Here is a 24,082-nt window from a genome sequence, read left to right on the forward strand (position 1 = left end):
CCGGAGCGAGAGCTATCCGTGTCCTCTACATCTGATTCCCCCGATACCCCGCCCAGCCTTTACGCCGCGCGGGAGCCTGTCTTTCCCAAGCGTGTCAGCGGCTGGTTCCGCAATTTCAAGTGGATCATCATGATCGTGACGCTGGGGATCTATTACGTCACGCCGTGGATCCGGTGGGACCGGGGGCCGTCGCTGCCCGACCAGGCGGTGCTGGTGGACATGGCGAACCGGCGGTTTTTCTTCTTCTGGATCGAGATCTGGCCGCACGAGTTCTATTTCGTGGCAGGGCTTTTGGTGATGGCGGGGCTGGGCCTGTTCCTGTTCACCTCGGCGCTGGGCCGGGTGTGGTGCGGCTATGCCTGCCCGCAGACGGTGTGGACGGACCTGTTCATCCTGGTGGAACGCTGGGTCGAGGGCGACCGCAACGCAAGGCTGCGGTTGCACCGGCAGAAGAAGATGGATGCCCGCAAGCTGCGCCTGCGGCTGACCAAGTGGACGCTGTGGCTGCTGATCGCGGTGGCCACGGGCGGGGCATGGGTGTTCTATTTCACCGATGCGCCGACGCTGTTGCGCGACCTCTTCACGCTGGACGCGCATCCCATCGCCTATACGACCATCGCCATCCTGACCGGCACGACGTTCTTTTTCGGCGGGTTCGCGCGGGAGCAGATCTGCATCTATGCCTGCCCGTGGCCGCGCATCCAGGCGGCGATGATGGACGAGGATACGCTGACCATCGGCTATCGCTACTGGCGGGGCGAGCCGCGCGGCAAGGGCAACGTGCGGCGGCGGCAGACCGAGGACGCGGTCAAGGCCGAGGCGGCGTCGCACGCCGCCGGGGCGACCGCCGGGGGCAGTTACGCCCGGACGCCGGTGCCCAACGGCGAGAGCGACATGGTGCCAGATGCCACGGCGGCGGCGAAGGGGCCGGGAGACTGTATCGACTGCATGGCCTGCGTGAATGTCTGCCCGATGGGGATCGACATCCGCGACGGGCAGCAGATGGAATGCATCACCTGTGGCCTGTGCATCGACGCCTGCGACGACATCATGGCCAAGATCGGCAAGCCGCGCGGCCTGATCGACTACATGGCGCTGACCGACGAGGTGCGCGAGCGCGAGGGCAAGCCGCCGAAGCCGATCATGAAGCATATCCTGCGGCCCCGGACGATCATGTATACCTCGCTGTGGTCGCTGGTGGGGGCGGGGCTGCTGTTTGCGCTGTTCATCCGGCCGGATATCGACCTGACGGTGGCGCCGGTGCGCAACCCGACCTTCGTCACCCTGTCGGACGGGTCGATCCGCAACACCTACGAGGTGCGGCTGCGCAACAAGCATGGCGAGGCGCGTCCGATGCGGATTTCGGTAAAGGGCGACCCATCGGTGCGCGTGCAGCTTGAAGGCACCCCCTATGAAACGGTAGATGTGCCGGCGAACGAGACCTACTTGCAGCGCGTCTACCTGATCGCGCCGCAGGGGTCGGAGGCCGCACGGAGTGACGCCACGGATGTACGTCTGTGGGTCGAGGACATCTCGAACGGGGACCGGGCCCACAAGGACACGGTGTTCAACGGGAGGGGCGAATGAAGTCTGATTTCACGATCAAGGGATGGCACGTCTTTGCCGGGTTCGCCGGGGCGTTTTCGATCATCATCGCGGTGAACCTGGTGCTGGCCTTTTCGGCGGTGAAGACCTTTCCGGGGCTGGAGACGAAGAACTCCTATGTCGCCAGCCAGAGCTTCGACGACCGGCGCGACGCGCAGGAGGCGCTGGGCTGGAGCGTGGCGGCGACGCACAAGGCGGGCCTCTTGGAGCTGAAGATCACCGATGCGGAGGGCCAGCCGGTGGAAGTGGCCGCGCTGGACGCCACGGTGGGGCGGGCGACCCATGTGAAGGATGACGTGACGCCCGCGTTCCGGTTCGACGGCGAGGCGTATTTCGCCACCGTGCCGCTGGGTGCGGGCAACTGGAACATACGGATGGAGGCCCGGGCCGAGGACGGCACGGTGTTTCAGCAGCGCGTGGTGTTGATCAAGGAGGACGGCGCGTGACCGTGGCGATGCGGCATCAGGCGGCTATGGGCTGCCCGGCCTGTGCGGCGGCCCCTGGTGTGGACGACGTGGAGGTCGCGCCGGAGGCGGGACAGATCGCGCTGTCGCTGCCGACGATCCATTGTGCCGCGTGCATTTCCAGGATCGAGGACGGGCTGACCGCGCATCCCGGCGTGCGCTCGGCGCGGGTGAACCTGACGCTGAAACGGGCGAGCATCGACGCGGACGCAGACGTGACGCCCGCCGAGATGGTGCGCCTGGTCGAAGGGCTGGGGTACGAGGCGCATGAGCTGGACCCCGGCACGCTGAACGCCACGGCGACGGACCGCGCCGGGCGCGAGCTGTTGATGCGGCTGGCGGTGGCGGGCTTTGCCGCGATGAACGTGATGCTGTTGTCGGTGGCGGTCTGGTCCGGGGCGGATGACGCGACGCGGGACATGTTTCACTGGATTTCGGCGGCGATTGCCCTGCCCGCCGTGGCGTTCTGCGGCGTGCCGTTCTATCGCAACGCCTGGGCGGCGCTGCGGCATGGGCGGCTGAACATGGACGTGCCGATCACGCTGGCGGTGGGGCTGGCGGTGGTGACGTCGCTGTGGGAAACGGCGCTGTCGGGGCATCACGCCTATTTCGACGCGGCGATTGCGCTGGTGTTCTTCCTGTTGGCGGGGCGCTACCTGGATCACCGGACGCGGGCGGTGGCGCGGTCGGCGGCCGAGGAACTGACGGCGCTGGAAGTGCCCAGGGCGTGGCGCATCGAGGACGGCCAAGAGGTCGAGCGGCCCATCGCGGAGCTGGCGGTGGGCGACGTGGTGCTGGTGCGCGCGGGCGGCCGCGTGCCGGTGGATGGCGAGATCGTCGAGGGCACCTCGGAGCTGGACCGCTCTTTGCTGACCGGCGAGACCGTGCCGGTCTTTGCCGGGCCGGGGCAGGCGGTGTCGGCAGGCGAAGTGAACCTGACCGGGCCGCTGCGCATCCGCGCGAGCGCGGTGGGGGCGGAGACGTCGCTGCACCGCATGGCGGATTTGGTGGCCATCGCGGAATCGGGGCGGTCGCGCTATACGTCGCTGGCCGACCGGGCGGCGAAGCTTTATGCGCCCGGCGTGCATATCCTGTCGGCTTTGGCCTTTGCCGGCTGGTTTCTCTACACGTTCGACATGCGCACCGCTTTGAACATCGCGGCGGCGGTGCTGATCATCACCTGCCCCTGTGCGCTGGGGCTGGCGGTGCCGGCGGTGACCACGGCGGCGTCGGGACGGCTGTTCCGAAAGGGCATGCTGATCAAGCACGAGACCGCGCTGGAGCGGCTGGCGGAGGTCGACACGGTGGTGTTCGACAAGACCGGCACGTTGACGGCGGGCGTGCCGGTGCTGACCAATGCGGAGGGTCTGGACGACGCGGCGCGGGGCGTGGCGCTGGCGCTGGCGCGCGGCTCGGCCCATCCGCTGGCGCGGGCGATTGCCAAGGCGCTGGGCGAGGCGGATGTGAAGGCGGCTGACGTGACGCAGATTGCCGAGGTTCCGGGCTATGGCGTGTCGGGGCGCGTGGGCGACCTGGAGGTGCGGCTGGGCCGGGCGGCCTGGGTCGGGGCGGAGGCCTGCGAGCATACGGCGACCTACCTGAAGATCGGCGAGGCGGCGCCCGTGACGCTGACCTTCGAGGATGCGCTGCGGCCCGGCGCGGAAGCGGCGGTGGCGGCGCTGTTGCGCGCGGGCAAGGCGGTGTGGCTGGTGTCGGGCGACACGGAGCCGGCGGTGAAGGCGCTGGCGGACCGGCTGGGGATCGCGGCGTGGCACGCGGGCGTGCTGCCCGAGGACAAGGCGCGGATCGTGGCGGAACTGTCCGGTCAGGGCGCGCATGTCCTGATGGTCGGCGACGGGCTGAACGACACGGCGGCGCTGGCGGCGGCGCATGTGTCGATCTCGCCCGCCTCGGCGCTGGATGCGGCCCGGGTGGCGAGTGACGTGGTTCTGTTGGGCACGGATCTGGCCCCGCTGGCCGAGGCGCTGGTGGTGGCGGGCAAGGCGCGGCGGCGGATCACCGAGAATTTCCGGCTGGCGACGCTCTACAACATCATCGCGGTGCCGCTGGCGGTGGCCGGTCTGGCGACGCCGTTGATCGCTGCATTGGCGATGTCGGCGAGTTCGATTACCGTGTCGCTGAACGCGTTGCGGCTGTCGGGGAGGCGCGCATGACGATCCTGGCCTATCTTATCCCGATCTCGCTGATCCTGGGCGGGCTGGGGCTGGCGTTCTTCGTCTGGACGGTGCGCAGCAACCAGTATGACGACCCGGAGGGGAATGCCGAGCGCATCCTGCGGGACACCTACGACGACAAGCCGAAGCAGTAGCGGGCCGGATGGCCGGGTGGCGGCCGTCGGATTTCGAGTATTTTCAGCAAGAAAAAGCCGGGGCGGGGCCCGGAATGGAAAACGCCTGCGCGGAGGGAGGCGCAGGCGTTTGTCTTTTCGGGATCGTGGCGGCGCGGGTTACGCGCCGGGGTCGATCATGAAGCAGGTGATCTGCTTGGCCTGAAGCCGGCGGCAGGCGAGGTCCGCGCTTTCGCGGGTCATTCCCATGAAATTGGCGTCGAACCCGGTGGAGCGCTTGACCACCTTGCGCAGCGAGCCGTCGAGGGTTTCCATCTCGTTCAGGGCGGTTTTCAGCAGGACCTTCTGGGCCTTGTACTGGCTGGGATAGCGGCCGACGTTGATGCCCCAGTGGCGGCCGCCCGAGGTGGAAATGCGGGTGACCACCTTTTGCACCGGGTCGCTGGCAGGCTCCTGCGCCTTTGCCGTGGTGTCGGCGGACGGATCGACGCTCGCCAGGACCAGGTCCTCGGGACGGGCCTTGGGGGTCGCCGTGGGCACGGCGCTGCCCTGGGCGGCGGGCGGCGTGGCCTCTTCGGTGATGGTCTCGGCGGCGGCCAGAAGGGCCTTTTCGATGTCTTCCTTGTTGCCCACGTTCGAAGTGGCCTCGGCCACGATGGCCTCGCCGGGGCGGCGCTGCGGGCGCAGGGATTTCTTGACCGCGGCGGCGGAGGCCAGGCGCACGGTCTTGCCGACGCCGCCGGGCACGGAATGGCCGTCGTCTGCCGGGCCGGGGCCGATCTTGCCCATGTAGACGGGCTTGGACGGGCGGTTCACGGCGACGCGGGTGGGCGCCTCGCGAAAGCCCAGATCCAGGAGCTCGGCCACCTTGGCGTTGCGCGAGGCGGTGGAGCGGCCGCCGAAGACGGTGGCGATGATGCGCTCGCCGCCGCGCTCGGCGCTGGCGGTCAGGTTGAAGCCGGCGGCGCGGGTGTAGCCGGTCTTGATGCCGTCGGCGCCGCGGTAGTCGTTCAGCAGGCGGCGGTTGGTGTGATAGACCTTCTTGATGCCCGCATCCGCGGTGACCCGCGAGAAGAGGTTGTAGTACTCGGGGTAGTCGTAGAACAGGTGCCGGCCCAGCAGGCTCATGTCGCGGGCGGTCGAGAGGTGGCCCTCTTCGGTCAGGCCGTGGGCATTCTTGAAGGTGGTGCGGGTCATGCCGAGCGCCTTGGCGGTGCGGTTCATGCGCCGGGCGAAGGCGGCTTCGGAGCCTTCGATCGCCTCGCCGAGCGCCGTGGCGGCGTCGTTGGCCGATTTGACCGCCGCGGCGCGGATGAGGTAGCGCAGCTTGATCGTCGAGCCCGACCGAAGGCCGAGTTTCGACGGCGGCTCGGACGCCGCGTGTTTGGAGATGCGCACGGGCGTGTCGAGCGTGATCTCGCCGTTCTCGACCGCCTCGAAGACCACGTAGAGGGTCATCATCTTGGTAAGGGATGCCGGGTGAAGGCGGGTGTCGGCGTTGCGCGCGTGGAGCACCTCGCCGGATCGTGCGTCCATCACCAGTGCTGCGTAAGGGGCCGCGACCGCGCTCAGCGGTACGATAACCATCATCCAGATAGTGGCCATAGCCACCAGACCCCAGCGGATGGGCTGCCTGCTTCGCGTTCTCATGGAACTGCTCTTTCTCTGCCTCGTTCACCGCCGGTTTTCCGGCTGGCTATTCATTATGGGAAAAAAGGTAGCACAGGGGGGCATTTCGATAAAGTGTTTATTTTCAAAGATTTTGAGGCCATCCTTCGAGGAATCGTGCCACATGTTGTGGTGGGTTGTGCCAGGACCGCTAAACCGGCAATTGTGGCGGGATTATGTCGGCCCGGACGGCGGGCGGCGGGCCGGGTTCCGCGACCTCCGCGGAACTGGCGCATCATCCCGCGCGTTTGCGTGCGAAGAGGAAGGGGACCTCATGTCAAGTCGCAGTTTCGCCGTGATCGGCCTTGGGAATTTCGGCAGCACGGTGGCGACCGAGCTGGAACGGTTCGGCAACCACGTGATCGGCGTGGACATCGACGAAACCCGCGTCAGCCGGCACGCGGACAAGCTGGGCGAGGCCATAATCCTGGACGCACGCGACGACGAAGCCCTGAAGGAAGCGGGCATCGGCGAGGTCGACATGGCGCTGGTGGCGGTGGGCGACAACCTGGAATCGAGCATCCTCGCGGCGGTGAACCTGCGGCAGGTGGGCGCGGGCGCGGTCTGGGCCAAGGCCACCAGCCGGACGCATCACCGAATCCTGTCGCGGATCGGCGTGGACCGGGTGATTCACCCCGAGGTCGAGATCGGCCAGCGCATCGCGCAGGTCATGCACAATCCGCTGGTGCGCGACTATGTCGGCCTGGGCAACGGTTTCTTCGTGGTGAACCTGAAGGTGCCGGAAGAGCTGGAGGACACCACGCTGTCGAAGCTGAACCACGTGGACAAGTTCGACCTGCGCTGCCTGGGCGTGATGCGGGGCACCAAATTCCTCGGGCAGGACGGGGACGATTGCACGCTGAAGGCCGGTGACCTGCTGTTGATGTTGGGTGAACGCAACAACCTGCGCGACTTTTCCGCGAGTCTCTGAGCGTGGCGCGACGATCGTCGATCAAGCTGGGCTCGACACGTCTGAGCCTGTCGCCGCCGGCGGTTCTGGCGGTGATGTATTTCCTGACCGTGGCGCTGGGCGCGCTGCTGTTGTGGCTGCCGGCGTCGCATCACGACAAGGTGGGCCTGGGCGAGGCGATCTTTACCGCGACCTCGGCGGTGACGGTGACGGGCCTGGTGGTGGTCGATACCGGGTCGGATTTCACCCTGTTCGGGCAGATCATCATCGCCTGCCTGATGCAGTTCGGGGGCCTGGGCCTGATGGTGTTCGCGGTGCTGATCCTGACGGCCTTCGGCATTCCCATCGGGATGCCGCACAAGGTGATGCTGCGCGAGGACCTGAACCAGGCGACGATCAGCAACCTGGGCCAGCTGGTGCGGATCATCCTTTACGTGGCGCTGGGCTGCGAGGCGGTGGGCGCGGTGCTGCTGGCCCTGGTCTTCGTGCCGGAGCTCGGCTGGGGGCAGGGGCTGTGGTACGCGGTGTTCCACAGCATCTCGGCCTTCAACAACGCAGGATTCGCACTGGAGCCGGACAGCCTGTCGAAGTGGGTGGGCAACCCGGTGGTCAACCTGACGGTCACCACGATGTTCATCCTCGGCGGGCTGGGGTTCATCGTGGTGGGCGACGTCTATCAGCACCGCATGTGGCGCAAGCTGTCGCTGCATTCCAAGCTGATGATCGCGGGGACGCTGTGGCTGATCGTGATCGGGGTGGTCTGTTTCGCGCTGCTGGAATGGAACAACCCCCGCACGCTGGCCGGGCTGGAGAGCACGGGCGAAAAGCTGTGGGCCAGCTGGTTCCAGGGGGTGACGCCGCGCACGGCGGGGTTCAACACGATCGACACCGCGGCGATGAAGGATTCCACCTCGCTGTTGACGATCATGCTGATGATCGTGGGGGGCGGGTCGACCTCGACCGCGGGCGGGATCAAGGTGACGTCGCTGATCGTGATGCTGCTGGCGACGGTCGCATTCTTCCAGAGGCGGCCGGCGCTGCATGTCTTCGGGCGCAGCCTGCCGCTGGACCAGGTGCTGAAGGTGATGGCGCTGGCGACGATCAGCGGGCTGTTGATGTTCGCGAGCCTGTTCGTGCTGACGGCGACGCAGAACATCGCCTTCCGGGACCTGGCGTTCGAGGTGGCCTCGGCCTTTGGCACGGTGGGGCTGTCGCACGGGGCGACCGGCGAACTGAACTGGCTGGGGCGGGCCGTGATCATCGCGGTGATGTTCCTGGGCCGGGTGGGTCCGCTGACGCTGGGGTTCTTCCTGGCAGTGAAGAGCCGGCCGCGGGTGCGCTACCCGGGCGACAAGGTGTTCCTGGGGTGAGGCGATGGTGGGGTGGAAACCCACCCTACCCGGGATGTCAGAGGAAATAATCCTCCAGCGTCAGGCTCCAGTCGTCGCCTGCGTGGTACACGAGATCGTCCTCGACCCTCTGAAGGGTGAGGGTTCCGGGTGACTCCTCGTGGATCCTGAGACTATCGATGCCGATCTCGAAATCCGTGATCGTAGTGTGGCCGGCCTCTTCGGTCCGGAACACGAAGCGATCGCTGCCGGCCCCGCCGGTCACGACATCGTTGCCTGCGCCGCCCATCAGCAAGTCGTTGCCGTGGCCGCCGAAGAGGCGGTCGTCGCCCGCGCCGCCGATCAGGGTATCGTGGCCGTTGCCGCCGAAGAGCCAGTCGTGTCCCGCGCCGCCCACCAGCGAGTCGCGGCCCTCGCTGCCGAAGAGGCGGTCGTTGCCGTCGCCGCCGATCAGGGTATCCCGGCCGTTGCCGCCAAAGAGCCGGTCGTGTCCCGCGCCGCCCGTGAGCGAGTCCCAGCCCTCGGCGCCAGAGAGGCGGTCGTTGCCGTCGCCGCCGGTCAGGGTATCGTGGTCGCCGCCGCCAGAGAGGCGGTCATTGCCGTTGCCGCCGACCAGGGTATCCTGGCCATTGCCGCCGGAGAGGCGGTCGTGGCCATTGCCGCCGGTCAGCGAGTCCCGGCCCTCGCCGCCGGTGAGCCGGTCTTTGCCGTCGCCGCCGGTCAGGGTGTCGTCGTCCTGGCCGCCATAGAGCCGGTCGTTGCCGTCGCCGCCCGTCAGGGTGTCTTCGCCCTCGCCGCCAAAGAGCCGGTCGTCGCCCGCGCCGCCCTGCAGGTCGTCGCGGTTGTCGCGCCCCCGGAGAATGTCGTTACCGTCCCCGCCGAACATGAAGTCGGCGCGGACGCTGCCCTTCAGCACGTCCGCGTCCGCCGTGCCGATGCTGCGGTCCATGGCGGCGAAAACGTCGTGTTGCAGCGCCCCTACATCGGTGTTGCGCAGGATGATGTCGCTGAGGGTCGTGTCCCAGAGCGCCGCGCGCGCCGCGTCAGTGAGGCCGTCGCGGGCCTCGCTCCAGAACGGATCGCCGTCGCGCAGGCGCGAGAACTGGTCGACCACCATGATGTGGAAGGTTTCGCCCAGGAGTCCGGTTTCGAGAGGATCCTCGGCCAGGCCGCCGATCCAGGCATCGACCAGGTCGACGGAGCCGTAGACCGCAGCAAGCTTGGCCGCGAGCGTGGGATCCGAGGTGATGTCCTGAAAGGTCGTGGCCCGGGCAAGACCCAGCGCCTCGCGCAGGTCGTTGTAGCTGGCGATGCCGAGGTCGCGGCCGCGCTGGATGTTGAGCGCGGCGAGGTCGAACCCGCCCGCACCCGGCGGGCCGAACAGGAAGGAGCGCACGTCTTCGACCACCTCGGTGTCGAGTGCCTGGGCCGCCTGGGTGGCCGCGCCGCGCAACACGCTCTCGATCAGGTCAGGCTGATCGAGCAGTGCCGGCTGGAAGAAGGCATCGCGCAGGGCCAGCGACGGGCCGACCGTGCCGTCCTCGGCCACGCGTTGCAGGTTCGAGGACAGGAGCGTGTGCCCGAGCCGGAACACGGCGGTGGAGAACTCGACCGAGATGCCGGGGTTCACCGTCGGGTCATAGCCGTCATAGGCGGCAATGGCGTCCGGGCCGACGAGGATCGGCAGGAACTCGTTGAAGGTGACGGCCTGGACGAGGGCCTCGACCTGGGCGCGGGCGATGTTGAAGAGCGCCTCATCGGTCAGCGTCGGGTCGGCTGCGCTCAGTTCATCGACGATGCGGTTATGCTCGCGGGTGAAAATCGTGTGCATCGAGGACAACATCACGTTTTCCGCGGCACGCACGTCGCCGGTGAGCAGCGCGTCGCCGTCCAGCACCAGCTGCTGGTTTTCGTCCAGCAGCAGCTTGCCCCCGTCCACGCGCAGCGCGGCCAGGGTGGCGGCGTCGGAGCCGTAGATCATGGAGGCGTCGATGAAACTGGTGATCTCGTTCGCGTAGACGCCGTCATGCTGATCGACACGGAAGAACGGGATCTCGGCGGTGCCGGTGTAAAACGGGTCGAAATAGGGGTCGCCCGCGGGGACGTCGATCGGGGCGTATTTGGTCGAGCCGGCCTCGGTCAGCGAGATGTCGTGGTCGATGAACTGTCCCCAGACCCACAAGAAATCCGAAGCGCCTGCCGCGTTCTCGGTCTCGGCGGATTGCGCCGCCACCGCGTTGGAGACCTCGCGGGCGCCGGGCCTGTCCGCGCCGGACATTTCGCCATTCGGGCCAAGGTCCTTCGGAGCGACGTGCAGCAGGTGCGTGCCCGTCGACCCCCAGTCCGGATTCTCGGTGTTCGACCCGGTCCCGTCTGCGGGCCGAGGCAGTATGCTAGAAAACTGTGACACGTGGCTTCCCCTCACCTTGTGTCGCGCTTACGACGCGCAAAACATATTCAATGGGCGTTCAGAGCCCTAATTCATCAAAAAATGCGCAGCGGAATGCGTGCGACTCATCTGTGATAGCTCACACTATATCACGAAACCGTGAGCGGTGTATTTCATTAACCAGGAAATTTGCTTTTTTTGGCCCCAGCGGTCGCGACGCCTCGCGCAGGATGTCCGACCCGTTGCCGTGTCAGACCGGCCTGCGCCGCACTCAAGTGCAAGACGGGGCAGGCAAAAGCCCGCCCCGACAGAGTTCAGAGAGATGCGCCCGGGTGTTTCGCCTGACGCGAAACGGACAGGCGCACCGCGGTCGTTTCAGAGCGACAGGCCTCAGTTAAGGGCTTCGTCCGTGATCTGGTGGGTCCAGGCGGCCTCGCCCGGGTCCTTGGTGATCACCGGATCGGAGCCGCCCGACAAAAGCGAGTCCACCGTGCGCTGGAAATCTTCCGGATCGAGCGCGCCGTTGGAGCCTGCGGTCAGCTTGGCGACCTCGCTCATCATCCGCTTCTGGTGCTCTTCCGTCTGCGCGCCGGTGGCGTCGTTGTCGAGCACGATCATCGCGGCCTCGTCGGGGTTTTCCTCGGCCCATTTCCAGCCTTTCATCGAGGCCCGGACGAAGCGGGTCATCTTGTCGGCGAATTCGGGGTCTTCGAGGTTTTCCTCCAGCACGTACATGCCATCCTCGAGCGTGGCGACGCCCTGGTCCTCGTACTTGAACACCACCAGATCGTCGGGCGTGAGGCCGGCGTCGATGACCTGCCAGTATTCATTGTAGGTCATGGTGGAGACGCAGGCGGCCTGGTTCTGAAGCAGAGGATCGACGTTGAAGCCCTGTTTCAGGACCGTGACGCCATCCTCGCCGCCCTCGGTCGGGATTTCCAGCTGGCTCATCCACGACAGGAAGGGGTATTCGTTGCCGAAGAACCAGACGCCGAGGGTCTTGCCCTTGAAGTCTTCGGGGCCTTCGATGCCGGTGTCCTTGCGGCAGGTCAGCATCATGCCGGAGCTTTTGAACGGCTGGGCGATGTTGACCAGCGGCAGGCCTTTCTCGCGGCTGGCAAGGGCCGACGGCATCCAGTCGATGATCACGTCCGCGCCGCCGCCGGCGATGACCTGGGCGGGGGCGATATCCGGCCCGCCGGGCTTGATCGTGACGTTCAGGTCTTCCTCTTCGTAGAAGCCCTGGTCCTGCGCGACGTAGTAGCCCGCGAATTGCGACTGCGTCACCCATTTGAGCTGCAGCGTGACGTCGTCGGCGGCCTGGGCCATGCCCCCCCAGAGGGTGGCGCCGGCGAGGCCGAGCGTCGTGGTGAGGTGTTTCATTGTCTTCTCCCTGTTCTGGTTTGCTTTGATTTAGGTCCGGCCCCGTTGGGACGGGTGCCAGAAGGTGACGGCGCGTTCGATCAGGGCGACCGCACCGTAGAACCCCGAGCCGGCGAGGGCGGCGACGACGATCTCGGCCCAGACGAGATCCATCGCGAGGCGCCCCACCGAGGTGGAAATGCGAAAGCCCATGCCCTGGATGGGCGAGCCGAAGAACTCGGCCACGATGGCGCCGATAAGGGCGAGCGTGGTGCCGATCTTGAGCCCGTTGAAGACGAAGGGCATGGCGGCGGGCAGGCGGAGTTTCAGCAGCGTCGTCCAGTAGCCGGCGGCATAGGTGCGCATCAGGTCGCGCTGCATGGCGTCGGCCTCGGAGAGGCCCTGCACGGTGTTCACCAGCATCGGGAAGAACACCATGACGACGACCACGGCGGCCTTGGACTGCCAGTCGAAGCCGAACCACATGACGAGGATGGGGGCGAGGCCGATGATGGGAAGGGCGGCGGCGAAGTTGCCCACGGGCAGGAGGCCGCGCTTGAGGAAATCGGAGCGGTCGACGGCGATGGCCGTCAGGAACGCGGCGCCGCAGCCGAGGATATAGCCGGTGAGCGCGCCCTTGATGGCGGTCTGGAGGAAGTCGCCCCAGAGGATGTTGAGGGAATTGGCGAACGTCACGGCGATGACGCTGGGGGCGGGCAGGAGGGCGAGCTTGATGCCCAAACCCCAGACGAGGCACTCCCAGACGGCGATGAGCGTGGCCCCGAAAACGATGGGCGCGGCCAGTTGCGCGGCGGTGTTCTGCGGATGGCGGGCTAGCTGCACGTTGATCCACCAGCCCACGGCCCAGATCAGCGCCCCTGCGATCAGCCAGCTCATGTCGCCATTCCCATGCGCTTGAGCGTGATCCTTTGGATCAGGCCGATCAGGCCCACCAGAATGGCGGCCAGCGTGGCGGCCATGATCAGCGCGCTCCAGATCTGGATGGTCTGGCCGTAATAGCTGCCTGCCAGGAGCCGCGCGCCAAGGCCCGCGACGGCCCCGGTTGGCAGCTCGCCGACGATGGCGCCCACCAGGCTGGCGGCCATGGCGATCTTCAGCGAGGTGAAGAAATAGGGCATCGACGACGGCAGGCGCAGTTTCCAGAAGGTCTGGGAGCGGCTGGCGTGCCAGGTGCGCATCTGGTCGAGCTGCATCTGGCTGGGGCTGCGCAAGCCCTTCACCATGCCGACGACAACGGGGAAGAACGACAGGTACATCGAGATCATCGCCTTGGGCAGCAGGCCGGAGATGCCCACGGCGTTCAGGACGACGATGATCATCGGCGCGATGGCGAGGATCGGGATGGTCTGGGACGCGATGACCCAGGGCATGACGCTCATGTCCATGGTGCGGTTGTAGACGATGCCGATGGCCAGAAGCGTGCCGAGGGCGGTGCCCAGAAGGAAGCCCAGGGCCGTGGAGCTGAAGGTGATCCAGCTGTGGTAAATGAGCGAGCGCTTGGAGAAAGCCCGCCCGCTGGCGATCATCGCGCCGGTGGTGTTCCACATCTCTGCGGCCACCTGGTGCGGGGCGGGCAGCTTGGGCTTTTCCTGGGACCAGGTGTCTGCGACGAGGTCCGGGAAGGTGAGCGTGACCTCGGCCCGCGCGGCCTTGTCATAAGCCCAGGGGGCGTTGAGCGCGACTGCGCCGGCATACCAGAGCGCGATGAGGGTCGCGACGACCGTGAGGACGGGGACGATGTTGCGCATTACACCCTCCTGCTTTCACTGTTCCAAAAATACTCAATCCCAACCGCGAAATTGAGCGGAGTTTTTTTGAGTATTTTAAGAACGATGAAAGGTTTGCTCTCCAAACTGGCCCCACGGTACAGGCTGGAGAGTCGATGACCGTGAACGGTGAAAGTCCCTCGCCTGCTTCGGCGGGCGGGGGCAACTGGTCGACGCCGCGGCCCGGAGACTAGACCTGTTGACCGTGTGGGACAGGCGTGCTTGGCGGTATGCCGCCCCGGCCACCGAGCCGGGGCCTCTGAGCCCGCGGTGAGCGGGAGGCCCCGGATCAAGTCCGGGGCAGGCTCCCGGATCAAGTCCGGGGCAGGTTCCCGGATCGGGTCCGGTACAGGCTCCCGGATCAGGGCCGGAGCGGGGCGTGAGACGTCAGTCCTCATAGCTGTGCCCCGCGCGAAGCCCGTCGCGGACGCGGTGGGCGATTTCGAGGAATTCCGGTGTGTCGCGGATGTCGAGGGGACGTTCGCGCGGCAGGGTGCTTTCGATCACGTCGGCGATGCGGCCGGGGCGGGGGGACATGACGACGATTTTCGTGCTCAGGTACACCGCCTCGGGGATCGAGTGGGTGACGAAGCAGATGGTCTTGTTCGTGCGGTCCCAGAGCTGCAGGAGCTGCTCGTTGAGGTGATCGCGGACGATCTCGTCGAGCGCGCCAAAGGGTTCGTCCATCAACAGGATGTCCGCATCGAAGGCCAGCGCCCGGGCGATGGAGGCGCGTTGCTGCATCCCGCCGGACAGCTGCCAGGGGAACTTCTTTTCGAACCCCGCGAGATCGACGAGCTCCAGCACGCGGGCGATGCGGCTTTGCTGGTCGGCCCTGGAATAGCCCATGATCTCGAGCGGCAGGCGGATGTTGCCGCCGATGGTGCGCCACGGGTAGAGGCCGGCGGCCTGGAACACGTAGCCATAGGCACGGCGCTGGCGGGCCTCGGCGGGGGTCATGCCGTTGACCGAAATGCTGCCGCCGGTGGGGTGTTCGAGATCGGCCATGCAGCGCAGGAAGGTGGTCTTGCCACAGCCCGAGGGGCCGATGAAGGAGACGAAATCGCCCTTTTCCACGTCCAGCGTCACGTCCTTGAGAGCATGCACGGGCCCGTCATTGGTCTGGAATGTCAGCGACAGGTCGCGGGCGGCGATCACGGGGCTGGGGGTCGATGTGGCTTGGGCGTCTTGCATCAGGGGGTCGTGTCTCCGGGCCGGGTGAAGGGAACAATCCCACGCCGCAAGGTGGTGTCAAGGCGGGTCCCGGCGTCATCTGCCTGTGGGGCAGGCACATGATGAATTTGCGGGCAATGGCGCGGGCGGATGGCGGCGTGGTTCATTCGCAAGGGACCAGGTCTTCGACCGAGCCGTCAGGCAGGGTCAGGGTAACGCCGGTGCCATCGGCGCTGCGGGTGATGCCGAGGACCTTCTTGCGGCTGTCGGCGTCGCCGGGGCAGGTGGCCATGAGCGTGCCGGTCTGCACCGCGGTGATCTGGCAGATCGCGCCGCGCAGGTTCAGGTGGCCCGCGACGATGGCGACCTCGTTTTCCTTGGGGCCGTTCTCGCCCAGGATGCGGGCGCAGCCGTCGGGATTGCCGAGCGGGGCGGCCAGCTGGGCCGTGGCCGGGCTGGCCAGCAGGAGGAGGGCGAGGGCGAGGCGCATGGGGGTGGGTGCCCGCCGGGATGGTGATGGCGCGTGGGGCACGGTCGTGAGGATCTGGTGGCTGCCGGCATCGGTCGGGAAGGTCCGCGCGCGGCTTCCGGTATGGATCACAGGGTGCTGAGCCGGCTGCATTTCAGCGACCCTGCGGTTTGGGAAACGTCGTTTCCTGCCGCACCATGCGCGATACGCCCATTGGATGTGGTAAAAATTGACAATTCCCGGATAGGTTGATACGATCGGGCATATTTTCTGATGGTATTTTTGTTTCCATTTGGGTTGCCAGCTTCGTTTCACGCCAAACAAGGGGATTACCATGAAGTATGTATTTCAATTTCTGATCGCCGTCTGCCTGATGCTTTCCACAGTCTCGTCCGTGCCGGCGCAAACCGCCAGCACCAACGACGCCAAGACGCCGACACAGGCGGCCCCGGCGAATTGTCCGGCGCCGGGGAAGATTGTCTTTGACAACAGGCATGTCGAGGAAAACATCCAGAGGGCGATCTTCGGGTACGTCAACCAAGCGGTTTCAGCGGGCTGTTTTCCCTGCTGCTTTTGCTGCGGCGAAGGCGACTGCTGCGATGAATGCAAGGATAACAACAACCTTACCATCCGCCCCCCGTCCAACGAGTGACGCGGTCGCGTTTACCAGTTTCCTGCCAGCAGAGAGGCCGGGCCATCATATCCCCGCCGGAATATTCAGCGGATCGCGCTCGATCATCTTGGGCGCGGTCAGGGCCTTCCATTTCGAGAGCGCCTCATGCGCCGAGGGGAAGGCGGGGCGGGGGACGAAGCGGCCGCGACCGGGTTGGGGCTGGGAGTTCTGGCCCCAGGCCCAGATGACCTCGCCGCGCGAGATCGTGTAGCGGGAATTGGCGGTGACCTCGAAGCCCTCGAACACGTTGTAGTCGAGGATCGAGTGGTGGTTGGAGGCCGAGATCGTCTTGGTGATCTTGGGGTCCCAGACGACGATGTCGGCGTCCGCGCCTTCGACGATGGCGCCCTTCTTGGGGTAGATGTTGAGGATCTTGGCGACGTTGGTGGAGGTGACCGCGACGAACTCGTTGGGCGTGAGGCGCCCGGTTTCCACGCCGCGGGTCCAGAGGACGGGCATCCGTTCCTCCAGCCCGTTGGAGCCGTTGGGGATCTTGGTGAAGTCATCCACGCCCATGCGCTTTTGCTCGGTCGAGAAGGCGGCGTGGTCGGTGGCGACGACCTGGAGCGAGCCGGCCTGGAGCCCCGCCCAGAGGCTGTCCTGGTGGTCCTTCGAGCGGAAGGGGGGCGACATGACGCGGCGGGCGGCATGGTCCCAGTCGGTGTTGAAGTATTCGCCCTCGTCGAGGGTCAGGAACTGCGCCAGCGGTTCGCCATAGACGCGCATCCCCTTCTGGCGGGCGCGGCGGATGGCCTCGTGCGCCTGTTCGCAGGAGACGTGCACGATATAGAGCGGCACGCCGGCGGCATCGGCGATGGTGATGGCGCGGTTGGCGGCCTCGCCCTCGAACTCGGGCGGGCGGGAATAGGCGTGACCCTCGGGGCCGGTGATGCCCTTCGAGAGCATCTCCTGCTGCATGTCGGCCACCAGGTCGCCGTTCTCGGCATGGACCATGGGCAGCGCGCCCAGCTCGCGGCAGCGCTTGAACGAGGCGAACATCTCGTCATCCTCGATCATCAAGGCCCCTTTGTAGGCCATGAAATGCTTGAAGGAGTTGACGCCCATGTCGACGGCGTCCTTCATCTCGTTGAAGATCTGCTCGTTCCAGCCGGTGACGGCCATGTGGTAGCCGATATCGGAACAGATCTGGGGGGCGGATTTGCGGTGCCATTCCTCGATGGCGTTCTTGATGGAGCCGTCCGCGCCGGGCAGGCAGAAATCCACCAGCATCGTGGTGCCGCCACAGGCCGCGGCCCAGGTGCCGGTCTCGAAGGTTTCGGCCGCGGTGGTGCCCATGAAGGGCATTTCCAAGTGCGTGTGCGGGTCGATGCCGCCGGGAATGACATAGGCGCCCTCGGCGTCGATGGTCTCGTCGCCCTTGAGGTCTTCGCCGATCTGCTTGATTTTCTCGTCCTCGATCAGGACATCGGCCTTCCACGTGCGGTCTGCGGTGCAGACGGTGCCGTTCTTGATGACTTTGGTGGTCATTGGGTGTCTCCCTGGTGCTACGCAGTCCCGGCCTTGAGCCGGGACCTCAGAGAAACGAGGCCTCCATGCTCAAGTCGGACCAGCTTGGGTTTGCGTGTTCGATCAGCCTGTCTTTCCACTCGCGCCGCCAGCGTTTCAGCTTTCGTTCGCGGGCGACGGCGGCATCCAGTGTTTCGTGGGTCTCGAAGTAGACCAGCTTGGTGATGTTGTATTTCGACGTGTGCACGGAGCCGGCCCCCAGCCGGTGCTGGGCCGCGCGGTCGCGCAGGTTGCCTGTGGTTCCGACGTAGATCGCCGTGTTTGAGCGGCAGGCCATGATGTAAGTGTAGAACGCCATGGTCCGGTGGTGCGGGAACATGGTTAATTTGGCGTGCACGCGGCTTTGGTGTTTGTGGCGGGACGCGGGTGGCCGGGAGGTCCCGGGTCAAGCCCGGGACTGCGTTGCGCGGTGTGGCGGGGAGGTCCCGGGACAAGCCCGGGATTGCGTTGCGCGGTGTGGCGGGGAGGTCCCGGGTCAAGACCGGGATTGCGTTCTGCGGCGTGGCCGGGAGGTCCCGGGTCAAACCCGGGACGTCGAATGATCGTTTGACGATCACTCCACGATCCCCGCCGTCTCCACCACCGCGTGCATCAGGACGTCCGTGCCGGCCGTGGCCCAGTCCTTGGAGATCTCCTCGGCTTCGTTGTGCGACAACCCGTCGACGCAGGGGCACATGACCATGGCGGTCGGGGCGACGCGGTTGATCCAGCAGGCGTCGTGGCCGGCGCCCGAGACGATGTTCATGTGTGAATAGCCAAGGCGCTCGGCCGCGTTGCGCACGGCGGTGACACAGCCCTCGTCGAACTCCACCGGGTCGAAGCCGCCAGCGACTTCGAACGCCACTTCCAGCCCCATTTCATCGCAGATCTCTGTTGCCGCGGCTTTCATCCTTGCGACCATATCCTCGATCACCGCCTTGTCGGGGGAGCGGAAATCGACCGTAAAGACGGCCTTGCCGGGGATCACGTTGCGCGAGTTGGGATAGATGTCGATATGCCCGGCGGCCCCGACCGCATGGGGGGCGTGGGACAGGGCGATCTCCTCGACCTTTTCAAGCACGCGGGCCATGCCGAGGCCGGCATTCTTGCGCATCGGCATCGGTGTCGATCCGGTGTGGCTGTCCTTGCCGGTGATGGTCACCTGCGTCCAGTTGAGTCCCTGCCCGTGGGTGACGACGCCGATATCCTTGCCTTCGGCCTCCAGTATCGGGCCCTGTTCGATGTGCAGCTCGAAGAAGGCGTGCATCTTGCGCTCGCCCACCGGCTCGTCGCCTTTCCAGCCGATGCGCTCGAGCTCGTCGCCGAACGTCTTGCCGTCGGCATCGACGCGGTCATAGGCCCATTGCTGGTCGTGGATGCCCGCGAAGACGCCCGAGGCGAGCATGGCGGGGGCGTAGCGCGTGCCTTCCTCGTTGGTCCAGTTGGTGACCACGATGGGGTGTTTCGTCTTGATGCCGAGGTCGTTGAGGGTGCGGATGATCTCGAGGCCCCCCAGAACGCCCAGAATACCGTCATACTTGCCGCCCGTGGGCTGCGTGTCGAGGTGGGAGCCGACGTAAACGGGGAGCGCGTCGGGCTCGGTGCCCTCGCGCCGGGCGAACATGTTGCCCATCGTGTCGACGCCCATGGTCATGCCCGCCGCCTCGCACCAGGACTGGAAGAGCGCGCGGCCCTCGGCATCCTCGTCCGTGAGGGTCTGGCGGTTGTTGCCGCCCGCGACGCCGGGGCCGATCCTGGCCATGTCCATCAGGCTGTCCCACAGCCGGTCGCCGTTGATTTTGAGATTCTGTCCAGGTGCGGCCATCGGTGTCCCCTTTGTCTTCGTGGACTCATACCATAGGGGGCGCACGATGCGGCTGCCATCCCGGTTGCCACTTTTTTACCAAATGGTAAAAGCACGATTGCGAAGCGGGGCGGGCATGTCAAGCATTGCACCCGCCGCTGGCCAATTCGGGCCGGGCGGTGCTAGATCTTCGGGCAGGGAAATGTGAGAGGCGCAATGGAAGACGGGAGGACGCCCGAGGGCGGGGCCAAGCCGAGCCGGATACAGTTGCGCAACCGCAAGCGTATCCTGGACGCGGCGCTGGACGTGTTTTCGATGCACGGATTCCGGGGCGCGACGCTGGACCAGATCGCCGAGGCGTCGGGGCTGTCGAAGCCCAACATCCTGTATTATTTCGCCGGCAAGGAAGAGATCCATGTCACGCTGCTGAACGGGTTGATGGACACGTGGCTGGACCCGATGCGCGCCATCGACCCCGCCGGCGAGCCGCTGGAGGAGATCCTGCGCTATGTGCATCGCAAGCTGGAGATGAGCCGGGCGCTGCCGCGCGAGAGCCGGCTCTTTGCCAACGAGATCCTGCAAGGCGCGCCGATGATCGGGCCGGGGCTGGTCTCGGACCTCAAGCCGCTGGTGGACGAGACCGCGGCGCTGATCGAATCCTGGGGCGCGGCGGGGCGGCTGAAGCCGGTGGACGGGCGCCACCTGATCTTTTCGATCTGGGCCACGACGCAGCACTATGCGGATTTCGACGCGCAGGTGCAGGCGCTGGTGGATGGCCGGGACGTCCACGGCGAGGCGTCCGTGTTCCTGGATGCGCTCTATCGGCGGATGCTGGCGGTGTAGCGCCCGCACGGGGCGCGATACGTCTAAAATGCTGTCTAGATTGCCGTCGCGGGAGACCACCGCGCCATGGTATGTTGATCTTTGGGTGCGGGTGCCGGATCTAGCGATCCCCCGTGTTTGGAGTGGACACATGAACATCACAGGACCAGCCCCTGTGACCGTCCTGCCCTCGGTGCCGGCCGGCGCCGGGCAGAACCTTCAGAAACTCGCCGTCAAGAGCGCCTCGGGGTCGGCGGAAAGCAGTGCGAGTGGCAACAATTCCGACAACGCCACAAGCGGGGACGGGCCGCGCGCGGAGGCAAGCCCGCGGCCCGGGCGCGAGGCGATATCGCGATTGCCGGCCAGGGCGTCGGGCGAAAGCGTGCTCGACGCGCGGATCAAGAGCCAGGAGACGCCGCGCGATCAACTGGTCGCGGCGCAGTACGAACTGGTCGGACGGCAGCAGGACCTGCTGCGGGCCAGCACGCGGCTGGAGCAGTCGCGCGCGGCGCGCGACATCACCGACCTGCGCGAGATGATCGCGGTACTGAAGATCGAGATGGGTGGCGAGGACGCGTCGAGCGGGGCAGAACCTTCTGCCGTCAAAGCCGGGGATTGATGCGTTTTCCGACACGCCCGAATCGCGGCTGATCCGTGAGATGCCACGCACCATTCGGTCGGTGCACGCGTTTCGCATTTGGCCGATGCCGCCGGCCACGGGCGCAACGCTTCGGGTGGCCCGGGGAAGCGTGGGGCGCTGCGGTGCCTGCGGGCGCAGAAGCCTTAACCTGATTTTTACCAGGATGGCGGCAGGGTCGCGGCATGACGCAGATCATTCGTCCCGTTCCCGCCGCGCCCTGGGTGGCGCAACTTTTCTCGAGCCAGTCCGCGCGCAAGGGCGCTGTCGTGCGCCGGTCGCGCCGGTGGGTGGAGCGCGAGGTCGGCCGCGAGGCGTTCGAGCGCGAAGTGCGCAGGCGCGGCTATCACCTGATCGAAACCGGCGACCAGATGATCGTCGTGTGCCATGCGGGGCCTATTCGGATCGTGTTTTGATTCGGGCGAGGTTACCCCCAGAAAATTCGTACGAATTTTCTGGGGGTTCAGATTCTTCGTACGAAGAATCTGTGTCGTTATTCTGCGGCGCAGGTTCCCGGGTTGTTGGGGTGGCTGGTCCAGTTGGCGTAGTCGTTCTGCACCGTCTTGCCGGTCCGGGGATCGGTCGTGCCGGGGGCCAGCTCTTCCATCGTGATGCAGCCTTCGACCGGGCAGACATTGACGCAGAGATTGCAGGCGACGCATTCGGCGTCGATCACCTCGAAAATGCGGTCCGGGGACATCGAGATGGCCTGGTGCGAGGTGTCCTCGCAGGCGGCATAGCAGCGGCCGCACTTGATGCAGAGATCCTGGTCGATCCGGGCCTTGGTGACGTAGTTGAGGTTGAGGTGCTGCCAGTCCGAAAGGTTCGGAACGGCGCGGCCGACAAGCTCGTTCGTCGAGGTGAAGCCCTTCTCGTCCATGAACTGTGACAGGCCCGAGATCATTTCCTGCACGATCTTGAAGCCGTAGGTCATGGCCGCCGTACAGACCTGGACGTTGCCCGCCCCCAGCGACATGAATTCCGCCGCGTCGCGCCAGGTGGTGATGCCGCCGATCCCCGAGATGGGCAGACCGGCGAGCGAGGGCGTGCGGGCGATCTCGGCCACCATGTTGAGCGCGATGGGTTTCACCGCCGGGCCGCAATAGCCGCCATGGGCGCCCTTGCCGTCGATGGTGGGCTCTGGCGCGAAGCTGTCGAGGTTGACGGAGGTGATCGAGTTGATCGTGTTGATCAGAGAGACCGCGTCGGCGCCGCCGTCCTTGGCCGCCTGGGCGGGTTTGCGGACGTCGGTGATGTTGGGCGTGAGTTTCACGATGACGGGCAGGTCGGAGTGTTTCTTGCACCATTCGGTGACCTGGCCCACATATTCCGGCACTTGGCCCACGGCGGAGCCCATGCCGCGTTCGCTCATCCCGTGGGGACAGCCGAAGTTCAGTTCCACCCCGTCGCAGCCGGTTTCCAGAACGCGGTCGAGGATGGACTTCCAGCTGTCCTCGTCCACCGGGACCATGAGCGAGGCGATGAGGGCGCGGTCGGGGTAGTCTTTCTTGACCCGCGTCATCTCGTCGAGGTTGGTTTGCAGGGGGCGGTCGGTGATGAGCTCGATGTTGTTCAGCCCCAAGAGGCGGCGGTCGGCGCCCCAGATCGCGCCATAGCGAGGTCCGTTGACGTTGACGACGGGCGGGCCTTCCTCGCCCAGTGTCTTCCAGACCACGCCCCCCCAGCCGGCCTCGAAGGCGCGGCGAACGTTGTATTCCTTGTCCGTGGGCGGGGCGGAGGCCAGCCAGAACGGGTTGGGCGAGGTGATGCCGATGAAGTTGGTGGTCAGGTCAGCCATGTCTCGCTCCTTCAGGCGCTCAGCGTCGCGTGGATGTCTTCGGCGGCGTCGCGGCCTTCGGCCACGGCCGTGACGGTCAGGTCGTCGCCGCCCGCGGCGCAGTCGCCCCCCGCCCAGACACCGGCGACCGAGGTGCGGCCCGGGCCGGTGACGGCGATCTTGCGGCCGTCGAGATCGGGCAGGGCGTCACCCGTAAGGGCCTGGCCGATGGCCTTGAACACCTGGTCGGCGGGGATGCGGATGGTCTCGCCGGTGGGGGTGAGGGCGTCGTCGGTATACTCGAACTCGATCTCGCGGACCGTGCCGTTGCCGTGGAGGGCGCGGGGCGTGGCGTTCGTGATGATGCGCACGCCCTTCGACGCGGCGAGGTCCTGCTCGAAGACGCTGGCGTTCATGCGGTCGCGGCCCCGGCGATAGACCAGCGTGACGTTGAGCGCGCCCAGCAGTTTGGCCTGCACGGCGGCGTCGATGGCGGTCATGCCGCCGCCGATCACCACAACGTCGCGGCCCACCTGAAGCGCGCGCAGGTCGCTGGCCTGGCGCAACTCGGAGATGAAATCGACCGCGTCGAGCACGCCGGTCTTGTCCTCGCCATCAAGGCCGAGGGCGTTGACGCCGCCCAGGCCGATGCCGAGGAAGACCGCGTCGAAGCGGTCGCGCAGGGTGTCGAGGGAAAGGTCGGGGCCCAGGGCCTTGCCGTTTTCCAGGGTGATGCCGCCGATCTGCATCAGCCAGTCGACCTCGCGCTCGGCGAAGCCGTCGACCGTCTTGTAGGCGGCGATGCCGTATTCGTTGAGGCCACCCGGCTTGGGCCGGGCGTCATAGAGCGTGACGGCATGGCCGTGCATCGCCAGACGATGGGCGCAGGCCAGACCGGCCGGTCCCGCGCCCACCACGGCGACCGACTTGCCCGTTTCGGGCGCGCGGGCGAAGGGATGCGTGCCCGCGGCCTGAAGGGTGTCGGTGGCGTAGCGTTGGAGTTGTCCGATGAGAACCGGCTTGCCCTCGGCGGTTTCGCGCACGCAGGCCTGTTCGCAGAGCGTCTCGGTCGGGCAGACGCGGGCGCACATGCCGCCGAGAATGTTCTGGCTGAGGATCGTCCTGGCGGCGGCCTCGGGCGTGCCGGTGGCGATCTGCCGGATGAAGAGCGGGATGTCGATATCGGTGGGACAGGCCGTGATGCAGGGCGCATCGTGGCAGAAATAGCAGCGGTCGGCGGCCACCAGCGCCTCGTGCGGATCGAGCGGCGGATGCAGGTCGGAGAAGTTCCGGGCGAGGTCGTCCTCTGACAGGCGGCCGGAGGTGATGCCGGGGGTCAAGGCGGAATGGCTCATGGAGGGCTCCAGTGGCTGTACGCT

22 protein-coding genes are annotated in these 24,082 nt (G+C 66.4%); 10 read left to right on the plus strand and 12 right to left on the minus strand.

Features of this window, described 5'->3' with window-relative positions; genetic code table 11:
- Window positions 1-18 precede the first annotated feature (18 nt).
- From KUV49_RS17630 to ccoS, 4 genes are read left to right on the plus strand one after another with little or no spacing between them, the layout of a single operon-like run.
- Entirely contained in the window at window positions 19-1,587 is a 1,569-nt protein-coding gene (locus tag KUV49_RS17630; RefSeq protein ID WP_222452280.1) for a cytochrome c oxidase accessory protein CcoG, read from the plus strand.
- On the plus strand, window positions 1,584-2,051 hold the full coding sequence (locus KUV49_RS17635) for a FixH family protein (protein ID WP_222452281.1): 468 nt from the start codon (window positions 1,584-1,586) through the stop codon (window positions 2,049-2,051). Before KUV49_RS17630 ends, KUV49_RS17635 begins: the two co-directional genes overlap by 4 nt.
- Window positions 2,048-4,243 carry a heavy metal translocating P-type ATPase gene (locus KUV49_RS17640; protein ID WP_315899565.1) on the plus strand — a complete coding sequence of 732 codons (2,196 nt, stop codon included), beginning with the start codon at window positions 2,048-2,050 and terminating at the stop codon, window positions 4,241-4,243. Before KUV49_RS17635 ends, KUV49_RS17640 begins: the two co-directional genes overlap by 4 nt.
- Window positions 4,240-4,398, plus strand: a complete 159-nt coding sequence (gene ccoS / locus KUV49_RS17645; RefSeq protein ID WP_222452282.1) for a cbb3-type cytochrome oxidase assembly protein CcoS — start codon at window positions 4,240-4,242, stop codon at window positions 4,396-4,398. Before KUV49_RS17640 ends, ccoS begins: the two co-directional genes overlap by 4 nt.
- A 138-nt stretch (window positions 4,399-4,536) precedes the next feature.
- Here the strand turns inward: ccoS and KUV49_RS17650 are convergent, their stop codons facing one another.
- Complete coding sequence (locus KUV49_RS17650; RefSeq protein ID WP_222452283.1) at window positions 4,537-6,027, minus strand: D-alanyl-D-alanine carboxypeptidase family protein; 1,491 nt, start codon at window positions 6,025-6,027, stop codon at window positions 4,537-4,539.
- 292 nt (window positions 6,028-6,319) lie between these two features.
- Between KUV49_RS17650 and KUV49_RS17655 the strand changes: the two genes are divergently transcribed.
- Together KUV49_RS17655 and KUV49_RS17660 are read left to right on the plus strand one after the other, a co-directional pair.
- On the plus strand, window positions 6,320-6,976 hold the full coding sequence (locus tag KUV49_RS17655) for a potassium channel family protein (RefSeq protein ID WP_222452284.1): 657 nt from the start codon (window positions 6,320-6,322) through the stop codon (window positions 6,974-6,976).
- 2 nt (window positions 6,977-6,978) lie between these two features.
- Complete coding sequence (locus KUV49_RS17660) at window positions 6,979-8,325, plus strand: TrkH family potassium uptake protein (RefSeq protein WP_410000781.1); 1,347 nt, start codon at window positions 6,979-6,981, stop codon at window positions 8,323-8,325.
- A gap of 37 nt (window positions 8,326-8,362) precedes the next feature.
- Here the strand turns inward: KUV49_RS17660 and KUV49_RS17665 are convergent, their stop codons facing one another.
- From KUV49_RS17665 to KUV49_RS17690, 6 genes are all read right to left on the minus strand, one after another.
- Window positions 8,363-10,714 carry a peroxidase family protein gene (locus tag KUV49_RS17665; RefSeq protein WP_222452285.1) on the minus strand — a complete coding sequence of 784 codons (2,352 nt, stop codon included), beginning with the start codon at window positions 10,712-10,714 and terminating at the stop codon, window positions 8,363-8,365.
- 369 nt (window positions 10,715-11,083) lie between these two features.
- Window positions 11,084-12,076, minus strand: a complete 993-nt coding sequence (locus KUV49_RS17670) for an ABC transporter substrate-binding protein (protein WP_222452286.1) — start codon at window positions 12,074-12,076, stop codon at window positions 11,084-11,086.
- A 30-nt stretch (window positions 12,077-12,106) separates the two neighbouring features.
- Window positions 12,107-12,952, minus strand: coding sequence for an ABC transporter permease (locus KUV49_RS17675; RefSeq protein ID WP_222452287.1), 846 nt, complete (start codon window positions 12,950-12,952; stop codon window positions 12,107-12,109).
- Window positions 12,949-13,824, minus strand: coding sequence for an ABC transporter permease (locus KUV49_RS17680; RefSeq protein ID WP_222452288.1), 876 nt, complete (start codon window positions 13,822-13,824; stop codon window positions 12,949-12,951). The genes KUV49_RS17675 and KUV49_RS17680 overlap by 4 nt, the downstream gene beginning before the upstream one ends.
- A gap of 405 nt (window positions 13,825-14,229) precedes the next feature.
- Window positions 14,230-15,036: an ABC transporter ATP-binding protein gene (locus KUV49_RS17685; protein ID WP_222452289.1), complete on the minus strand. Its 807-nt coding sequence runs from the start codon at window positions 15,034-15,036 to the stop codon at window positions 14,230-14,232.
- Between the two features lie 142 nt (window positions 15,037-15,178).
- Complete coding sequence (locus KUV49_RS17690; RefSeq protein WP_222452290.1) at window positions 15,179-15,505, minus strand: hypothetical protein; 327 nt, start codon at window positions 15,503-15,505, stop codon at window positions 15,179-15,181.
- A gap of 313 nt (window positions 15,506-15,818) precedes the next feature.
- Between KUV49_RS17690 and KUV49_RS17695 the strand changes: the two genes are divergently transcribed.
- On the plus strand, window positions 15,819-16,136 hold the full coding sequence (locus KUV49_RS17695; RefSeq protein WP_222452291.1) for a hypothetical protein: 318 nt from the start codon (window positions 15,819-15,821) through the stop codon (window positions 16,134-16,136).
- A gap of 45 nt (window positions 16,137-16,181) precedes the next feature.
- Here the strand turns inward: KUV49_RS17695 and hydA are convergent, their stop codons facing one another.
- The 3 genes from hydA to KUV49_RS17710 form a co-directional block, all read right to left on the minus strand.
- On the minus strand, window positions 16,182-17,645 hold the full coding sequence (gene hydA, locus KUV49_RS17700; protein WP_222452292.1) for a dihydropyrimidinase: 1,464 nt from the start codon (window positions 17,643-17,645) through the stop codon (window positions 16,182-16,184).
- Between the two features lie 46 nt (window positions 17,646-17,691).
- A complete protein-coding gene (locus KUV49_RS17705; RefSeq protein WP_222452293.1) occupies window positions 17,692-17,982 on the minus strand; it encodes a GIY-YIG nuclease family protein in 291 nt (96 codons plus the stop codon).
- 255 nt (window positions 17,983-18,237) lie between these two features.
- Window positions 18,238-19,488, minus strand: a complete 1,251-nt coding sequence (locus tag KUV49_RS17710; protein ID WP_222452294.1) for a Zn-dependent hydrolase — start codon at window positions 19,486-19,488, stop codon at window positions 18,238-18,240.
- Between the two features lie 195 nt (window positions 19,489-19,683).
- Here KUV49_RS17710 and KUV49_RS17715 point away from each other — a divergent pair, with 195 nt between their 5' ends.
- From KUV49_RS17715 to KUV49_RS17725, 3 genes are all read left to right on the plus strand, one after another.
- On the plus strand, window positions 19,684-20,310 hold the full coding sequence (locus KUV49_RS17715; RefSeq protein ID WP_222452295.1) for a TetR family transcriptional regulator C-terminal domain-containing protein: 627 nt from the start codon (window positions 19,684-19,686) through the stop codon (window positions 20,308-20,310).
- Between the two features lie 130 nt (window positions 20,311-20,440).
- Window positions 20,441-20,908: a hypothetical protein gene (locus KUV49_RS17720; RefSeq protein WP_222452296.1), complete on the plus strand. Its 468-nt coding sequence runs from the start codon at window positions 20,441-20,443 to the stop codon at window positions 20,906-20,908.
- Window positions 20,909-21,111: 203 nt separating this feature from the next.
- Window positions 21,112-21,342 carry an N-(5'-phosphoribosyl)anthranilate isomerase gene (locus KUV49_RS17725; RefSeq protein ID WP_222452297.1) on the plus strand — a complete coding sequence of 77 codons (231 nt, stop codon included), beginning with the start codon at window positions 21,112-21,114 and terminating at the stop codon, window positions 21,340-21,342.
- 77 nt (window positions 21,343-21,419) lie between these two features.
- Here KUV49_RS17725 and preA read toward each other — a convergent pair whose 3' ends face one another.
- The gene (gene preA, locus KUV49_RS17730) at window positions 21,420-22,724 is read right to left on the minus strand and encodes an NAD-dependent dihydropyrimidine dehydrogenase subunit PreA (RefSeq protein ID WP_222452298.1); all 1,305 of its coding nucleotides are present in this window, start codon (window positions 22,722-22,724) and stop codon (window positions 21,420-21,422) included.
- A gap of 11 nt (window positions 22,725-22,735) precedes the next feature.
- Window positions 22,736-24,058: an NAD(P)-dependent oxidoreductase gene (locus tag KUV49_RS17735; protein ID WP_222452299.1), complete on the minus strand. Its 1,323-nt coding sequence runs from the start codon at window positions 24,056-24,058 to the stop codon at window positions 22,736-22,738.
- Window positions 24,059-24,082 lie beyond the last annotated feature (24 nt).

Origin of the sequence: Roseovarius atlanticus (genome assembly GCF_019802205.1) — a bacterium.
Taxonomy (GTDB): Bacteria; Pseudomonadota; Alphaproteobacteria; order Rhodobacterales; family Rhodobacteraceae; genus Roseovarius; species Roseovarius atlanticus_A.

Bases quoted from the DNA above. Each gene is read 5' to 3' on its own strand.
- KUV49_RS17635 (WP_222452281.1), top strand. From the start codon at position 1,584: ATGAAGTCTGATTTCACGATCAAGGGATGGCACGTCTTTGCCGGGTTC.
- ccoS (WP_222452282.1), top strand. From the start codon at position 4,240: ATGACGATCCTGGCCTATCTTATCCCGATCTCGCTGATCCTGGGCGGG.
- KUV49_RS17650 (WP_222452283.1), bottom strand. From the start codon at position 6,027: ATGAGAACGCGAAGCAGGCAGCCCATCCGCTGGGGTCTGGTGGCTATG.
- KUV49_RS17655 (WP_222452284.1), top strand. From the start codon at position 6,320: ATGTCAAGTCGCAGTTTCGCCGTGATCGGCCTTGGGAATTTCGGCAGC.
- KUV49_RS17670 (WP_222452286.1), bottom strand. From the start codon at position 12,076: ATGAAACACCTCACCACGACGCTCGGCCTCGCCGGCGCCACCCTCTGG.
- KUV49_RS17675 (WP_222452287.1), bottom strand. From the start codon at position 12,952: ATGAGCTGGCTGATCGCAGGGGCGCTGATCTGGGCCGTGGGCTGGTGG.
- KUV49_RS17680 (WP_222452288.1), bottom strand. From the start codon at position 13,824: ATGCGCAACATCGTCCCCGTCCTCACGGTCGTCGCGACCCTCATCGCG.
- KUV49_RS17685 (WP_222452289.1), bottom strand. From the start codon at position 15,036: ATGCAAGACGCCCAAGCCACATCGACCCCCAGCCCCGTGATCGCCGCC.
- KUV49_RS17690 (WP_222452290.1), bottom strand. From the start codon at position 15,505: ATGCGCCTCGCCCTCGCCCTCCTCCTGCTGGCCAGCCCGGCCACGGCC.
- KUV49_RS17695 (WP_222452291.1), top strand. From the start codon at position 15,819: ATGAAGTATGTATTTCAATTTCTGATCGCCGTCTGCCTGATGCTTTCC.
- hydA (WP_222452292.1), bottom strand. From the start codon at position 17,645: ATGACCACCAAAGTCATCAAGAACGGCACCGTCTGCACCGCAGACCGC.
- KUV49_RS17705 (WP_222452293.1), bottom strand. From the start codon at position 17,982: ATGGCGTTCTACACTTACATCATGGCCTGCCGCTCAAACACGGCGATC.
- KUV49_RS17710 (WP_222452294.1), bottom strand. From the start codon at position 19,488: ATGGCCGCACCTGGACAGAATCTCAAAATCAACGGCGACCGGCTGTGG.
- KUV49_RS17715 (WP_222452295.1), top strand. From the start codon at position 19,684: ATGGAAGACGGGAGGACGCCCGAGGGCGGGGCCAAGCCGAGCCGGATA.
- KUV49_RS17720 (WP_222452296.1), top strand. From the start codon at position 20,441: ATGAACATCACAGGACCAGCCCCTGTGACCGTCCTGCCCTCGGTGCCG.
- KUV49_RS17725 (WP_222452297.1), top strand. From the start codon at position 21,112: ATGACGCAGATCATTCGTCCCGTTCCCGCCGCGCCCTGGGTGGCGCAA.
- preA (WP_222452298.1), bottom strand. From the start codon at position 22,724: ATGGCTGACCTGACCACCAACTTCATCGGCATCACCTCGCCCAACCCG.
- KUV49_RS17735 (WP_222452299.1), bottom strand. From the start codon at position 24,058: ATGAGCCATTCCGCCTTGACCCCCGGCATCACCTCCGGCCGCCTGTCA.